General features: G+C 51.6%; 5 protein-coding genes. 2 read left to right on the top strand and 3 right to left on the bottom strand.

Annotated elements, in window-relative coordinates; translation table 11 throughout:
- Positions 1-179: 179 nt before the first annotated feature.
- Positions 180-458: a UPF0175 family protein gene (locus tag AC0QHF_RS16430; protein ID WP_324705311.1), complete on the top strand. Its 279-nt coding sequence runs from the start codon at positions 180-182 to the stop codon at positions 456-458.
- A complete protein-coding gene (locus tag AC0QHF_RS16425; RefSeq protein ID WP_473113732.1) occupies positions 455-571 on the top strand; it encodes a PIN domain-containing protein in 117 nt (38 codons plus the stop codon). Before AC0QHF_RS16430 ends, AC0QHF_RS16425 begins: the two co-directional genes overlap by 4 nt.
- Before the next feature lie 3 nt (positions 572-574).
- Here AC0QHF_RS16425 and AC0QHF_RS16420 read toward each other — a convergent pair whose 3' ends face one another.
- From AC0QHF_RS16420 to AC0QHF_RS16410, 3 genes are all read right to left on the bottom strand, one after another.
- Complete coding sequence (locus AC0QHF_RS16420) at positions 575-973, bottom strand: type II toxin-antitoxin system VapC family toxin (RefSeq protein ID WP_324705310.1); 399 nt, start codon at positions 971-973, stop codon at positions 575-577.
- Between the two features lie 3 nt (positions 974-976).
- A complete protein-coding gene (locus AC0QHF_RS16415; RefSeq protein ID WP_233497750.1) occupies positions 977-1252 on the bottom strand; it encodes a hypothetical protein in 276 nt (91 codons plus the stop codon).
- Positions 1253-1517 (bottom strand): hypothetical protein (locus AC0QHF_RS16410; protein ID WP_324705309.1); only part of this gene is annotated, 265 nt, incomplete at its 5' end.

The raw sequence follows: 1517 nt of genomic DNA, 5'->3' as shown, positions 1-1517 counted from the left end.
GGCTGAAACCCAGGCTGTGATGGCAATCTAGCAATCCGCCGTAACCCACCGTTTAAGGTGTGTCGGTCCAGTAGTAGTGTGAAACGATCGGTCAAAATCTTTCGGCTCGGAGCCCCCAGAATTGGGGGTTTGGGGGCGAGAAGATTTTCGGCTCATAGTATTGAATCGGGTTCGGTGAAATGAGCATTTTTGTTGAATTTCCAGAACAGTTGTTGGTGGCTTGTCGGGAAGAACCGGAAGAGTTTAAGCGACGGGTGATGATTTTGACTTTGGGTCAACTCTATGAAGAGGGTAAAATTTCTTCGGGGGTGGCGGCGGAGGTTTTGGGATGCGGACGTTTGGAGTTTTATCGTTTGATTGGCGAACGGGGATTTGCCGCGATCGACTACACCGAAGCTGAGTTTGAAGAGGAGGCGAAAACCAGTCGAGAATTGGCCGAGAAATTGAGGGATCGATGAAGGTTGTTGTCAATGCGACGCCATTAATTGCTTTGAGTCTCATCGATCGCTGGCAACTGTTACCCCGGTTATTTGATGAGATTTTGATCCCGCCCACGCGATCGAACGGTTGAAAATCAACCGGGAATTAAACGGTCTTTGAGTTCTTCATACCGAGGAAAAACAGAATCTAGACTGACCAATGAAGCCTCATGCATGAGGGCGGTTGCAATGATAATCCGGTCGGCCGGATCGCGATGATGCTCCGGTAGTTGAGACGCTTTGATCGCAATGGGGCGATCGACGGGTAACACCTGAATGTCTCCTTCCAGGGCGATCGCCACCCATTCATCAAGAGAAAGATCGAGCTGGACGCGCTGTCGCTTAACCAGTTGCCCGAGTTCCCAACAGGAAATTGCACTGATGGCAATGCTGTCCGCCGTTTCTATCTCTTCGATCGGGTTTTCAGCCAGGGCAAAACGACTGGACTGGGGGTTGTGCCAGCGTATCCAAATGTGAGTATCAAGTAATAGCATGGCTCAGGAGGATTCCCAATCAGAGTCCGGGGTGGTGGGTGCGATGAGATCGTCAAATAGGTGAACTGTACCCGCCAGTTTTTCAGAAGGTCGGCGACGCGGTGGAGTTGTCACCGATTCCTGGGAGCTGATGGGGAGAACGATCACTTCATATTGTTGGTCGCCTGTCAGTGACGGAGGGAGATCGATAATCAGTTGCCGATTGACGGGTTGGGTGATGATTCGCAGAGCTTCCATTACGGCTTTCAACTCAGTTTGAATGGGTTTAAATTTTAGCACTTAATTGTCCCAACCGTTTGTTATCAACTCCGAAAAGTTGGCAGAAACCAGATACAATGCGATGGGTGCTTCGCACAGGCTGCGCGATCGCTCCCATCCCGTCAACCCCCAGCGCTCATGGCCCCATCGGAATTGCTGACGACACCCGTTGTTGCGATCGCATTCCGGCGCCCGGACACGACGCGGAAGGTGTTTGATGTGATGCGGCGGGTGAAGCTGTCCCAACAGAAGCGCGATCGCACCGGATATTGACTCCTGTAACTCA

It is taken from the genome of Lyngbya sp. CCY1209 (genome assembly GCF_055795065.1).
Note: the sequence above shows the minus strand (reverse complement) of the source record. Positions and strands in the feature narration are given on the sequence as shown.